Annotated in this window: 13 protein-coding genes; 4 read left to right on the forward strand and 9 right to left on the reverse strand. The window is 63.8% G+C overall.

All coding sequences use genetic code 11. The annotated features are described in order from the left end of the window. Positions 1-3 precede the first annotated feature (3 nt). The 9 genes from FHS03_RS08525 to FHS03_RS08565 form a co-directional block, all read right to left on the reverse strand. Positions 4-984: an NAD(P)H-quinone oxidoreductase gene (locus tag FHS03_RS08525; RefSeq protein ID WP_183440589.1), complete on the reverse strand. Its 981-nt coding sequence runs from the start codon at positions 982-984 to the stop codon at positions 4-6. A 113-nt stretch (positions 985-1,097) separates the two neighbouring features. Continuing rightward, positions 1,098-1,667 (reverse strand): tetratricopeptide repeat protein, encoded by a 570-nt coding sequence (locus FHS03_RS08530; RefSeq protein ID WP_229426124.1) that lies wholly within the window; start codon positions 1,665-1,667, stop codon positions 1,098-1,100. A gap of 104 nt (positions 1,668-1,771) precedes the next feature. Continuing rightward, positions 1,772-2,533: a GIN domain-containing protein gene (locus FHS03_RS08535; RefSeq protein ID WP_183440591.1), complete on the reverse strand. Its 762-nt coding sequence runs from the start codon at positions 2,531-2,533 to the stop codon at positions 1,772-1,774. Between the two features lie 292 nt (positions 2,534-2,825). After that, the gene (locus tag FHS03_RS08540; protein ID WP_183440592.1) at positions 2,826-3,005 is read right to left on the reverse strand and encodes a hypothetical protein; all 180 of its coding nucleotides are present in this window, start codon (positions 3,003-3,005) and stop codon (positions 2,826-2,828) included. Then, on the reverse strand, positions 3,002-3,301 hold the full coding sequence (locus FHS03_RS08545) for a hypothetical protein (RefSeq protein WP_183440593.1): 300 nt from the start codon (positions 3,299-3,301) through the stop codon (positions 3,002-3,004). Before FHS03_RS08545 ends, FHS03_RS08540 begins: the two co-directional genes overlap by 4 nt. An 88-nt stretch (positions 3,302-3,389) precedes the next feature. After that, on the reverse strand, positions 3,390-4,439 hold the full coding sequence (locus tag FHS03_RS08550; RefSeq protein WP_183440594.1) for a zinc ribbon domain-containing protein: 1,050 nt from the start codon (positions 4,437-4,439) through the stop codon (positions 3,390-3,392). A gap of 12 nt (positions 4,440-4,451) precedes the next feature. Further along, on the reverse strand, positions 4,452-5,939 hold the full coding sequence (locus FHS03_RS08555; RefSeq protein WP_183440595.1) for an ATP-binding protein: 1,488 nt from the start codon (positions 5,937-5,939) through the stop codon (positions 4,452-4,454). Then, positions 5,932-6,645, reverse strand: coding sequence for a response regulator (locus FHS03_RS08560; protein ID WP_183440868.1), 714 nt, complete (start codon positions 6,643-6,645; stop codon positions 5,932-5,934). Before FHS03_RS08560 ends, FHS03_RS08555 begins: the two co-directional genes overlap by 8 nt. Before the next feature lies 1 nt (position 6,646). Continuing rightward, entirely contained in the window at positions 6,647-7,900 is a 1,254-nt protein-coding gene (locus FHS03_RS08565; protein ID WP_183440596.1) for an ABC transporter substrate-binding protein, read from the reverse strand. 346 nt (positions 7,901-8,246) lie between these two features. Between FHS03_RS08565 and FHS03_RS08570 the strand changes: the two genes are divergently transcribed. The 4 genes from FHS03_RS08570 to FHS03_RS08585 are packed head-to-tail and all read left to right on the forward strand — an operon-like array spanning position 8,247 to position 12,676. Then, complete coding sequence (locus tag FHS03_RS08570) at positions 8,247-9,512, forward strand: maltoporin (RefSeq protein ID WP_183440597.1); 1,266 nt, start codon at positions 8,247-8,249, stop codon at positions 9,510-9,512. Between the two features lie 24 nt (positions 9,513-9,536). After that, positions 9,537-10,787: an ABC transporter substrate-binding protein gene (locus tag FHS03_RS08575; RefSeq protein ID WP_183440598.1), complete on the forward strand. Its 1,251-nt coding sequence runs from the start codon at positions 9,537-9,539 to the stop codon at positions 10,785-10,787. Between the two features lie 58 nt (positions 10,788-10,845). Further along, on the forward strand, positions 10,846-11,811 hold the full coding sequence (locus tag FHS03_RS08580; RefSeq protein ID WP_183440599.1) for a carbohydrate ABC transporter permease: 966 nt from the start codon (positions 10,846-10,848) through the stop codon (positions 11,809-11,811). Then, positions 11,801-12,676 (forward strand): carbohydrate ABC transporter permease, encoded by an 876-nt coding sequence (locus tag FHS03_RS08585; protein ID WP_183440600.1) that lies wholly within the window; start codon positions 11,801-11,803, stop codon positions 12,674-12,676. Before FHS03_RS08580 ends, FHS03_RS08585 begins: the two co-directional genes overlap by 11 nt. Positions 12,677-12,682: the final 6 nt, after the last annotated feature.

Genomic DNA, 12,682 nt, shown 5'->3' on the forward strand with positions numbered 1-12,682 from the left:
CATTCAGACCAGTTGCAGCATGATCTTGCCGACGTGGGCGCTGCTTTCCATCAGCGCGTGGGCGGCGGCGGCCTGCTCCAGCGGGAAGGTCTGGTAGATCACGGGCTTGATCTCGCCGCGTTCGAGTAGCGGCCAGACGCGCTGGCGCAACTGGGCCGCGATGGCGGCCTTGAATTCGACCGAACGCGGACGCAGGGTGGAGCCGGTCACGGTCAGGCGGCGGCGCAGCAGCTGGCCCATGTCCAGCTCGGCCTTGGCGCCGCCCAGCAGGGCGATGATGGCCAGGCGGCCGTCGTCGGCCAGGCAGGCGATCTCGCGCGGCAGATAGTCGCCCGCCACCATGTCCAGGATCACGTCCACGCCCCTGCCCCCGGTCAGCGCCTTGACCACCTCGGCGAAATCCTCATGGCGGTAATTGATGCCGCGCTCAGCGCCCAGGCGCTCGCAGGCGCGCGCCTTGTCCTCGCTGCCGGCGGTGGCGAAGACGCGGTGGCCGAAAGCGCGCGCCAGCTGGATGGCCGTGACGCCGATGCCCGAGGTGCCGCCCTGCACCAGCAGGGTTTCGCGGCCGCCCAGGCCGGCCCGGTCGAAGACATTGCTCCAGACCGTGAAATAGGTTTCAGGCAGGGAGGCCGCCTCCAGCGGCGACCAGCCTTTCGGCATCGGCAGCACCTGGCCCACCGGCGCGGCGCAGTACTCGGCGTAGCCGCCGCCCTGCACCAGGGCGCAGACCAGGTCGCCGACCTTGAAGCCGCTGCTGCCCAGGTCACCATCGACGATCTCGCCCGCCACTTCCAGGCCCGGCAGGTCGGAGGCGCCCGGCGGCGGCGCGTAATGGCCCATGCGCTGCAACACGTCGGGACGATTGACGCCGGCCGCATGCACCTTGATGCGCAACTCGCCCGGCTTCAGCGCCGGCATGGGACGTTCGCATACACGCAGCACATCGGCTGCCCCCGGCTTGCTGATCTCGATGGCGCGCATGGCATTCCCCGCTCAAATTTGAAACGGCGATTCTACCCTGCCGCCGCGCGGCGCGCAGAATGCAAAAAACCCGGGACGGACCCGGGTTTTTGCATCGCAAGGCAGGCTGCGGCTTAGCCGCCGCCGGTGCGCGAGGCGCGCGGCAATGGCGTGCCGCGCTTCCACGCGGCCGACAGCGCCTGGCCTTCCTCGATCTGTTCCTGCGTCATATTGCGCACCACGGCCGCGCGCTGCTCGGCCGCGTTGGCCGAACCGTTGGCCGCCGCCAGATTCCACAGCATATAGGCGATCACATTATCCTGCGGCATGCCGCCGATATGATAGCGGTACATCAGACCCAGCACCTGCTGCGCGTCGGCGTGGCCCTGTTCGGCCGCCTTGCGGAACCAGACCACGGCCTGCTTATGGTCCTGGATCACGGCATTGCCGGTGTAATACATGGCGCCCACCACATACTGCGCGTCGGCCTTGCCCTTCTGCGCCGCGCGGCGGTGCCAGGACAGCGCCTGCTTATAGTCCTGCGGCACGCCGCGACCCATGTAGTACATCAGGCCCAGCAGATGCTCGGCATCGGTATTGCCGGCTTTCGCCAGCGGTTCAATTTCTCTCAAAGCCACCGTATAGTTCTTGCTGTTATACGCCGTGGCGCCTTCTGCGAACCCGGCCAGCGCGGCACTGTGCATGCCCAGCGCGATGCCTATCGCTATGATTAGTTGTTTTAATTTTTTCATATTGCGTAAGAAAATGGATTCGTTCTCGTTTTATTGCCCCGTCTCCAGAGCACCATTTACTTCCAGCTGACTTTACCCAGTCCGTCCACGCTCACATTGCGGTTGGTCGGCTTGCCGTAGACAGTGACCGAACCGAGGCCGCTCAGATTCAGCGTGGCGTTGGTCTTGGCCGTCACGGTGGCGTTGCCGAGGCCGCTCAACTCCAGATTCACGGAGTCGGCCTGGAACTGCTGCGCATTCAAGCCGCCCAGTCCGCCGAGCGAGGCGCGCAGCTGCTTGCTGCGTCCGCCGAGGGTGATGTAGCCGGCGCCGCGCAAGTCCAGGTCCACGCTGTCGTTGTCGCTGACCCAGACATGCATGCTGCCCACGCCGCCGAGGTTGGCGCGCATATGGCGGTAGTCGCACACCACCTTCATGCTGCCCGCCCCGTCCAGGGTAATGTCGATATCTTCCCCACTGAAGCCACTGACTTCGGTCGTGCCCACGCCCTCCGAGATCACCTCGCGCAGCTGCGGCAGCACCAGTTCGGCGCGCACCGAATTGCGGTTCAGCTTGACGCCCCGGCTCTCGGAGTCGAGATACAGGGTGTCGCCGGACTGCGCGGCGGTGATGCGGGACACGATGCGTTTTTCGCCCGTGATCACCAGCGAGGGCACCGCCCCCTGCCGGAGCTTGAGGTCGATGACCCCGTCCAGCTTGACGCGCACGACCTTGGCGTCGATGGCGCGGGTTTCGCTGACCGTGTCATCCGCAAACGCGCTGTTAATAAACAGGCAGAATGCGGTGAATAGCAGGCCAAAGTTAAAATGGTTCTTCATAAAAGGAATTCCTTCGCGTGTTTTTCTTGTTCGCCGGCGGAAGCGGCTGCGTTTTAGGCGGCCAGATCCCAGGCACATGCGCACACGCATGCGGTGGCGACAAACACGAAGACGTTGGTGGTTGTGTACTTAGCGGTTTTCATTTTTATTATCCTCCCCAGAAAATAGTGTTAATGATGGCAACCTAGCATCTTACACAAAGGCGCGCCGGCACTCACGCGGAATGCGATGAACTGCAAAAAACGCGCGCCAGACGGCGAATCAGGAGGAATACGCGGAGACAGGGGCTGGCTTAAGCGCTCAGCGCACGCCGCAAACGGCGACGTAGCAAACGCAGCCGGATACGGCAGAAATGGTAGGGGACGGTAATAGGAAGAAAGTAGATGCGCACATTTTCATGCCACCCTTCCGCCATGCCTTGCCTGAAACCATCCCTGAAGTCTTGCCAACCTTTATGTATTTCTGGCTTCATGACAACTCCATTATGGCTTTCAATAAGCGACAAAGCATCCAGAATGCGAATAACAAACCGTCGCACACCAGCACCACGACATGAAGTAACCACGCAAAACCCAGATACACCGGATCGTCAACGATCGCCGGAAGCCACGATGTCAGTATGCTCACCCCGCCGGCGGGGAGCAAGGTGAGCAATAAAAATACAGTGCTTATGAATATATGGCCGGCATATCTGCCGACCTGCGTAACGACGGGCAAATTATTGCCAGACCTGATCTGGCGCGAACGTTTGCGCTTTCTTGCCGACATGATTTCCCCGCAATAAGCGGGGGCCAGACCCGCTGCAAAGATGAGCTTATCGGCTTCAACGGCGGGCGGTTTGATCTGCGGCGAAGACTTAGTCGGCGGGGGCGGTGGTGGCGGCGCTGCCGCAGCAGGAACAGAAGCGGGTGAAGGCGTTCTTGCGGGTGGCGCACTGGCCGCATTGGTTGAACAGGCCGATGCCGCAGTGGGGGCAGTAATCCATCTTCGGATCTTTCAGGTCGACGCCGCGTTCGCAGCCGGGGCAGACGCCCTTCGCCAATCGTGCCTGTGCCACGTCGTAACTCAGATGCTGGCGGCGCTGCGTGTCGGGCAGCGCTTCGGCGGCCTTCTGACGCTCCAGATAGCGCTGCAGCGAGACGATGGCCTGGCGGCCGACCAGCACCGTGAGCAGGATGCCGACGATGTAGCGCACATAGCCGCCATAGCTGGGCAGATAGGGCACCAGCTCGACGAAGAAGGCGAAGGCGGCAAAGAAGATGAAGCCCCAGACGAAGGGCCAGTAGGTGCTCTTGCGCTGCTTGGCCCACAGCCAGCCGGCCAGCGCCAGCAGCGGCAGGGTCAGCGCCAGACGGTAGCCGAACACGCGCAGCTCCTGCATGCGCAAGGCCGATTCGTAGGCGGGACGAGCACCCTCTTCCAGCTCGCCCCAGCGCTTCTGCGCCGCCTCGTGGGCCTGGCGCGCGTCGAGGTGCTTCTGTTCCTGGGCTTCGACCGCCGCCAGCGTCTTGCGCTCCTCGGCCTTCAGCAGGTCGAGGGCGCGGGTGCGCTCGATCAGTTCCGCATCCTGTTCGGGACGCGCGGTGGCGCGCCGCGTCGCCACCCAGTTGTCGAACGTCTCGCCGGCCGCGTGCGTATTGGACGCGGCCACCTTGTGGCGCTGCTGCTCCTGTTCCAGGGCGATGCGGGCCTGCTCCATCGCGGCTTCGGCAAGATCGCGCTGCTGGCGCGCGGCGCTGGCCTGGCCCTGGTCCATGAACTGCTCCAGGAACAGCGCCTGCTCCACGCCGTGCAGGCTGGCGACGACCTTGCCGCCCAAGCCGATCAGAAAACCGGCAAAGGCAAACGCCACCAGCCACAAACCGCGCTGAAACCATTTTTCCGACAAACGCAAGGCCTTGCTCATACCGACTCCTGTTCAATGATCCTGTCCCGGCAGCGCCAGCGGATCGAAGGCGCCACCGGGCAGTGCGATGGTGGCGCGGAAGCCGCCCTCGGGATGATTCGCCAGCAGCAGTTCGCCGCCATGGGCCTGCACGATACCACGCGCGATGCCCAGACCCAAACCCATGCCGCTGGAATTCTGCTTGCGTCCATGCTCCAGCCGCACATAGGGTTCGCACAGGCTGCCGAAAGCGTCTTCCGGCACGCCGGGGCCGTGGTCGCGGATTTCGATCTCGATATTGCCGGCGTTGCGGCGCACCGCGATTTCGGCCTGCCGGCCGTAATGCAGGGCGTTGTTGAGCAGATTGCCGATGGCGCGCTTCAGCGCCAGTGGCTTGGCCGTCACCGTCAGGCCGGATGCTTCAAAGCTGACTTTGTGGCCCGCCAGTTGGGCGTCGCGCACCATGCGGCCCAGCAGCGCGTCGAGGCGCACTTCGGTGGGATTCTCGTGGATGTCGCTGTCCTTCACGGTCTGCAGCGCGCCCTTGACCATCATGTCCAGCTCATCGAGATCGTCGTGGAATTCGGCACGCATATCGTCGTCGTCCAGCAGCTCGGTGCGCAGCTTGAGGCGCATGATGGGCGTGCGCAGATCGTGCGAGATGGAGACGAACAGGCGCTCGCGGTCTTCGATATAGCGCTGGATGCGTTCTCGCATCGCTTCGAAGGCGCGCGCCGTGGCCATGAATTCGCGCGAGCCGGTTTCGGGCAAGGCCGGCGCCTGCTCACCATTGCCGAAGGCGGTCGCCGCCTCCGCCAGCGCCGCCAGCGGACGCGTGGTCCAGCGCACCACCAGGATCGACAGCAGCAGCACCGCCGCCAGCGACAAGGCTTGCAGCAGCAGGCGGTCGTGCGTCAGCGGATTGCCCGTTTCGAGGAAGTAGGGATTGGGCATCAGGGTGGCCAGATACAGCCAGTGGCCGGGGTCCATCTCGACCTGGATCAGCAGCACCGGCGCCGGCTTGGTCAGCAGGATGTGCTGCACCCAGCTGTCAGGCAGGTCGCCGATGGTCGCGCCCTCGTCGCTGACCGGCAAGCGTTCGGGCCAGGCGAAGTCGATGCGCAGCTTGCTCACATTCGGCAAATCTTCCTTCAAGGTCGAACGCAGCTGCTTCAGGGCCGCATCGGCCAGTTCCTGCGCGGCGATGGCCTGCACATCGACCGGCGCGCGGTTGATATTGACCAGGAAGCGCGTGCCGCCCATTTCGCGGAATTGCTGGATGATGAGGGGACGGTAATTGGGCGGCAGGCTGAGAAAGAAGCGCACCGCGCTGGCGGCGCTGTGGCCCAGGTGCTGGGACGCGGCATTCACCTCGTTCAGCGCTTCGGCGCGGCGCTGCGCGGCCCAGATGAAGTTCCCGGCCAGTTGCGTCAGCAGCACGCCGACCACCATCACCGCCGTCAGCCTGCCCAACAGCGATTGCGGCACCAGGCGCGCCAGCAAATGCAGCGGCTTAGGCATTCGAACTGGTCACGTCGGCCGAGAACACATAGCCCGCGCCGCGCACGGTCTTGATCAGCAGCGGATTCTTGCCGCCGTCGTTGAGGCGCAGGCGCAAGCGGCTGATCTGCACGTCGAGGAAGCGGTCCATCGGTCCAGCGTCGCGGCCACGCGTGCCTTCGCACAGCACGCTGCGGTCGAGGATGTCACCGGCGTGTTCGACAAAGTATTTAAGCAGCTGGAAATCGAGGCCGGTCAGCGGCACGATCTGCCCCTGCGGGTCGGTGACGGTGCGCGCCACCGTATCGAGCGTGAAGCCGACAAAACGGTAGAAGCGCGGCGCGGCCGCATTGGCGATGCCGGTGCGGCGGTGAATCGCCTTGATGCGGGCCAGCAGCTCGCGCGGGCTGTAAGGCTTGGAGACGTAATCGTCCGCGCCCAGTTCCAACCCGACCACGCGGTCGGTTTCATCCGAACTGGCGGTCAGCATGATGATCGGCACATTCGAGCGCTGGCGCACCACCTTGCACAGTGCGAAGCCGTCGGTATCGGGCAGCATCACGTCCAGGATCACCAGCGACAGCTCGTCGGCATAGCGGTTGAATTCGGCGAGGAAGGTTTCTCCGTTGTGGGCCAGCCCGACTTCGTACTGGTTCTTTTCCAGATAGGCCTTGAGCAGGGTCCGGGTCTTTTGGTCGTCGTCGACGATGAGAATCTTACGCATGATGCTATCGGTTCTTGGTGAAGGTGCGCGCGATGGTGCCCAGGCGGCGCTGGGCGTCGGCCACGGTAACGTTATCGTCGAGGAAAAAGCGGTGCACTTCGCTGACCATGGCGTCGCGCACGATTTCCTCGGTCGCCATGCGGTGCACCAGGCTGGGCACCTGGGCTTCCGGCCCGCTGGCGAACAGCTTGTAGGAGGCGCGCGCGCAGCCATCCATCTTCGCCAGGTTCGGATTGCGCAGCACGGGAATCGAACCCTTGATCTGATTGTAGTCGGCCTGGATCGCGGGCGAAAGAATCAGCGCCGCCAGCTTTTCCTGGGCCGGGCGGTGCGGATCGCGCGTGGCGATCATGCTCAGCGTATCCACATTGTAGAGATGGTAGTTGGCCGTACCCGGCACAGCGCTGCAGCCGAAGCCTTCGTCCAGCACCATGCCGCGCGCCTGCAGCTCGCCCTTGGCCCAATCGCCCATCACCATCATGGCGGCGGTGCCGTCACTCAGGTCGCGCACGGTCTCGTCCCAGGGGCGCTCGGCGACGGGATTGGCCATCCATTTCTTCAAGCCGCGCAGGCGCTTCAGCGCCGAGGCCAGACGCGCGTCGGCGTAGGCGGCGGCATCGCGCCTCTCGAACAGCTCGCGGTAGAAGCGCACGCCTTCCGACAGCACCAGGGTTTCGAACAGGGTGGTGACTTGCCACGGCTCGCTGCTTTGCGCCAGCGGCACGATGCCGGCCTGGCGCAGCTTGGCGGCGGCGCGCTCGAAGTCGGCCCAGGTTTCCGGCACCGGCAGATTGACGCGGGCGAACAGCTTACGGTTGTAGAACAGCATATTGATGCGATGGATGCCGATCGGCGCGGCGTAAACATGGCCGTCGGACTGGATCACGGCGGCGGCGGTGGGCTGCAGCAGCCGGTCCCATTTGCCGGCGGCGGCCACCGCGTCCAGGTCAAGCAGCAGATTCAGGCGCGCCCAGTCGCGGATCACGATGCCGTTGACCTGGGCCACTTCGGGCGCATCCTTGGCCAGGATGCGGCTGCGCAGCACGATGCCCGCGCCCACGCCGGAGCCATTGGGGATCATGCTGTCGCTCCAGCCGATGTTTTCTTCCTGCAGGCGGGCCGCGATCAAGTCCACCGCCTTGCGTTCGCTGGCCGACTTCCACCAGTGCAGTACCTGCAGCGATTCCCCCTGCGCATGCGCGCCGCTTGCCGCGGCAAGGCAGGCCAGCGCCAGTATCCTGCGCAGCGTCTTTACCATGTCTCCATCCTGTTGTCCCGCCTCTTTGGGCTTTCCGTCTTTATTGGCACTCGGACTATACCCCAAGTCTCCGCGCCATCGTTGGTTAGCAACTGAACCTTTTTGCAATAAAACGTATGGTTTTGTTGCGAAGTATTACTGCACGCGCCGGCACCCCGCTTAAGGCTTTGTAAAGTTTTGTTAGCGCGCGGCGCGCGGCGATTTCGCCTGATTTCATAAAAATCAATCACTTAACATCGTCCCACGGCCGGAGAGCCGGTCTGTTGGTGTCACATTTTTGGCGGTGCTACTGTCCTCCTCACAGTAGTAAAAGTACAAAAAAACCACAACCAAGGAGACAAGCACGATGAAACACCTCATCCGGCAAACCCTGCCCGCCGCTCTGGCCATGGCCCTCGCCTGCGGCGCCGCCCAGGCCGGCGACCACGAAACGGAAGGCTTCCACGGCTATATGCGCGCCGGCGGCGGCTCGGCCTCGTCGGGCGGCCGCCAGAGCTGCTTTGGCCTGGGCGGCATCACCATGTCCTTCCGCCTCGGCAACGAGTGCGACAGCTTCGCCGAATTCGGCTACACCAAGGAAGTGGCGAAATCGGCCAACGGCGCCAGCTTCGTCGCCACCATCTGGGCCGACGCCTACAAGAACAGCTCCGACTTCGGCGACGCCAAACTGGGCATCGCCAAAGCCTATGTCGAAGCCAAGAACCTGCCCTTCATGAACGGCGGCATCATCTGGGCCGGCAAGCGCCACTACTACCGTCCCGACATCCACATGCTGGATATGCAGTACATCAATATGAACGGCACCGGCGGCGGCGTGGACGCCCTGCCCCTCGGCCCCGGCAAATTGAGCGTGGCCTTCTTTAAGGACGACGACTTCAATAAATTCGATCCCGTCACCGGCAAGTACGACGATTCCAGCTCGGCCCTGCGCCAGAACTTCGTCTACGAAGGCCTGCCCGTCAACAGCAACGGCACGCTGGACATCGCCACCTCGCTGATCAAGGCCGAGGGCAAGGACAATGTGCGCCACAACGGCTGGCAGGTGTCCTTGTTCCACCGCCAGGCCAAGGTGCTGGGCGGCGGCAATACCTTCGGCGTGCAGTATGGCGTCGGTCCCGGCACCGGCATTGACGGCCCTTGCTGCGCGCGCATGGGTCCATCCGGTAGCACCCTGCTCGATTCCGACGTGACCCGCCTGCGCGTGTTCGACGATATCGTGATCCAGCCGACGCGCGAATTCAGCATGGAATTCGTGGCGCTTTACCAGCGCGACAAGTCCGACAAGAACGGCAAGTCCACCTGGACTACGGTCGGCACGCGCCCGGTCTACGCCTTCCACCAGAACTTCAAGCTACAGGCGGAACTCGGCGTGACCCAGCTGAAAACCGATATGAGCCCCGGCACCCAGCGCCTGACCAAGCTGACCATCGCACCGACCATTACCGTGGGCGAGGATTACTGGTCGCGCCCCGAGCTGCGCGCCTTCGTCAGCTACGGCAAATGGAACGACGCGGCCAAGAAATCGGTCAACGCCTTCAATAACGGTGGTCCGGTGTATGGCGACAAGACCAGCGGCACCTCGGTCGGCCTGCAACTGGAAGCCTGGTGGTAATCCAATACAGATAAGGAGACAAGCATGAAACTGAATACCATTACCCTGGGCGCCATGGCCGCCGCCCTGCTGTCCGCCAGCGCTGCCCACGCCGCGCCGCAAGTGGAAGTGCTGCATTACTGGACGTCGGGCGGCGAAGCCAAGTCGGCCGCCGAACTGAAAAAAATGATGGAGGCCAAAGGCGTGGCATGGAAGGACTTCGCCGTGGCCGGTGGCGGCGGCGAGAACGCGGCCACCGCGCTGAAGGCGCGCGTCATGGCAGGCAATGCGCCGACCGCCGCCCAGATCAAGGGCCCAGCCATCCAGGAATGGGGCCAGGAAGGCGTGCTGGCGAACATCGACGCCGCAGCCGCCGAAGGCAAGTGGGAAGCCAGCCTGCCACCCGTGGTCAACAGCGTGATGAAATACAAGGGTCATTACGTGGCGGTGCCGGTCAATGTGCACCGCGTGAATTGGCTGTGGGTCAATCCCGAGGTGCTGAAAAAAGCCGGCGCCAAGCCGCCCACCAATTTCGCCGAATTCTTCGACGCGGCCGAGAAGATCAAGAAAGCCGGCCTGACGGCCATCGCCCACGGCGGCCAGCCCTGGCAGGACGCCACCGTGTTCGAATCCGTGGTGCTGGGCACGGGCGGCGCGGACTTCTACAAGAAAGCCATCGTGCAGCTGGACCAAGGCGCGCTGACCAGCCCCACCATGCTGAAAGCCTTCGAGAACCTGGCACGCATCAAGACCTATATCGACAAGGACGCGGCAGGCCGCGACTGGAACCTGGCGACTGCCATGGTCATCAACGGCAAGGCCGGCATGCAGTTCATGGGCGATTGGGCCAAGGGTGAGTTCACCTCGGCCGGCAAGGTGGCGGGCAAGGACTTCCTGTGCCTGGCCGCGCCGGGCACCGAGAAAGCCTTCACCTTCAATGTCGACTCGCTGACCATGTTCAAGATGAAGAGCGCCGAGGAGCAGAAGGCACAGCTGACGCTGGCCAACGCCGTACTCAGTCCCGAGTTCCAGGAAGTGTTCAACCTGAACAAGGGGTCGATTCCGGTCCGCGCCGGCGTCTCGCGCGCCAAGTTCGACGCCTGCGCCACCAAATCGATGGACGATATGGCTGCCACCAGCCAGGGCGGAGGCCTGGTGCCGAGCTTCGCCCACGGCATGGCCATCGACACCGCCAAGGCGGGCGCGATCCAGGACGTGGTGGCCAAATTCATGAACTCGAACATGACGCCGCAAGCGGCGGTGCAAGCCCTGGCGAAAGCCGCCAAAACCATGTAAGACTGAAACAGGCTGCGGCGCGGAATGCGCTGCAGCCCGCCTTGCCGGAGATTTTCGTATGTCCGCCTCATTCCTATCCCCGCCGCACGCAGCCATCGTGCCGCAGGCTCCCGCCGCCGTCGAAACGCGCCCCGCCAGCAACCGCCTCGGCGCGTTGGCCGATACCTGGCTGCCACGCCTGGTGCTCTCTCCCACCATCATCGCCTCACTGGTCTTCGTCTACGGCTTCATCGGCCTGACGGCCTGGCTGTCGCTGACCGAGTCGCGCATGATGCCGAATTTCGAATTCGCCGGACTGGTGCAGTATGAGCGCCTGTTCGAGATCGACCGCTGGTGGGTTGCCGCCGCCAATCTCGGTCTGTTCGGCGGCCTGTTCATCGCGCTTTGCCTGGCCATCGGCCTGGGCATGGCGATCCTGCTCGACCAGCGCATCCGCCACGAAGGCGCGCTGCGCGCCATCTACCTGTATCCGATGGCGCTATCCTTCATCGTCACCGGCGCGGCCTGGAAGTGGATACTCAATCCCGGCCTGGGACTGGAAAAGCTGATGCACGACTGGGGCTTCACCGGCTTTACCTTCGACTGGCTGGTCAATTCCGATATGGCGATTTACACCGTGGTGATCGCCGGCGTCTGGCAATCGTCCGGCTTCGTCATGGCCCTGTTCCTTGCCGGCCTGCGCAGCGTGGACGACAGCATCATCAAGGCCGCCATGGTCGACGGCGCCAGCCTGCCGACGATTTACCGCCGCATCGTGATCCCCTCGCTGCGCCCCGTGTTTTTCAGCGTGCTGCTGGTGCTCTCGCATATCGCCATCAAGAGCTTCGACCTGGTGATGGCGCTGACCGCGGGCGGCCCCGGCACCTCGTCCGACGTGCCAGCCATTTTCATGTACCAGTTCTCGTTCACGCGCGGTCAACTGGGCCTGGGCGCGGCGTCGGCCATGATGATGCTGGCCACCGTGCTGGCCGTGCTGGTGCCGCTGATGTATCTGGAAACGAAAGGAGCGCGCCATGGCCGCTGAACTGCATGATGCGCCGCGCCTGACACCGGGCCGCATCGCCATCTACACCCTGCTGGTGCTGGTCGCGCTCTACTATCTGGCGCCGCTGTACGTGATGCTGAGCACCTCGGTCAAGACCCTGGACCAGATCCGTGGCGGCAACCTGCTCGACCTGCCCCTGCATCCCACTCTGGACGCCTGGAACAAGGCCTGGTCCACCGCTTGCACCGGCGTGCGCTGCGAAGGCTTGCGCCCCTACTTCTGGAACTCGGTGACGATGGCCGTGCCGGCCGTGCTGATCTCCTCGCTGATCGGCTCCCTCAATGGCTATGTGCTGGCGCACTGGCGCTTCCCCGGCCATAACGTGGTGTTCACGGCGCTGATGGTGGGCTGCTTCATCCCCTTCCAGGTGGTGATCCTGCCGATGGCGCGCCTGCTGGGCATGGCCGAACTGGCCAATACCACCAGCGGCCTGGTGATCGTGCACATCATCTACGGCATCGCCTTCACCACCCTGTTCTTCCGCAACTACTACGTGACCGTGCCGGAGGAACTGGTGAACGCCGCGCGCATCGACGGCGCCGGCTTCTTCATGATTTACCGCCGCATCATCTTCCCGCTGTCGCTGCCCATCTTCATGGTCTGCTTCATCTGGCAGTTCACGCAGATCTGGAACGACTTCCTGTTCGGCGTGGTGTTCGGCGGCGCCGACGCGCAACCGGTCACGGTGGCGCTGAACAATCTGGTCAACACCTCCACCGGCGTGACCGAATACAACGTGAATATGGCGGCGGCCATCATTGCCGCCCTGCCCACCCTGGCGATCTACCTGATCGCCGGCAAATACTTCGTGCGCGGCCTGACGGCGGGCGCAGTCAAAGGTTAAGGAGAC

This window comes from Pseudoduganella violacea (assembly GCF_014191875.1).
GTDB lineage: Bacteria > Pseudomonadota > Gammaproteobacteria > Burkholderiales > Burkholderiaceae_D > Rugamonas > Rugamonas violacea_A.